Source organism: Mesorhizobium sp. M1E.F.Ca.ET.063.01.1.1, assembly GCF_003998155.1.
In the GTDB taxonomy this organism is placed as follows: domain Bacteria; phylum Pseudomonadota; class Alphaproteobacteria; order Rhizobiales; family Rhizobiaceae; genus Mesorhizobium.
Genome location: NZ_RZSC01001578.1, coordinates 1 through 474 on the forward strand (window position 1 = coordinate 1; position 474 = coordinate 474).

1 protein-coding gene is annotated in these 474 nt (G+C 65.0%); it reads right to left on the reverse strand.

Annotated elements, in window-relative coordinates:
* Positions 1–384 (reverse strand): heme-binding protein (locus EOA29_RS39885; RefSeq protein ID WP_127222579.1); only part of this gene is annotated, 384 nt, incomplete at its 3' end.
* Positions 385–474: the final 90 nt, after the last annotated feature.

A 474-nucleotide genomic window follows, 5' to 3' on the forward strand; every position in this document is an offset into this window, starting at 1 on the left:
GTGCTGGCCGGCGCCGTTGACGGTGACCGGAAAGCCGCCGCCGGCCAGCACGTAGTCGGCGACATCCAGCCCCTCGCCGACCTTGAAGGTGCGGTCGGGGCGCTGCTGCTCCAGCACCATGCGGTAGGTGCTTTTCAGGAACCGCTTCACCACATTGATCTTGCGCCGCGCCCAGTCGGGATTGGAGGCGTTCGAACCCGGCATCGCGGCATAGAACAGCGGCCGGTCGAAGGTTCTGATGTCGACGATGATCGGCAGGTTCTCGGCCAGCGCCCGCTTGCGGATCGCCGAGCCGATCTCGAAGGCGACGGCCTCGTCGAAGGCAGGAAAGACCAGCGTGGCTTCCTGTTTCTTGATCAGAGCGATGTCGTCGGCAACGGCCATGTCGTTCCCCTGTCGATGTCGCCGCACGCTTTGGCCGATGGTTGCCGTGGGGTCAAGCCGGAATGCTAGATCGCGATCGCGCTCTTCGCC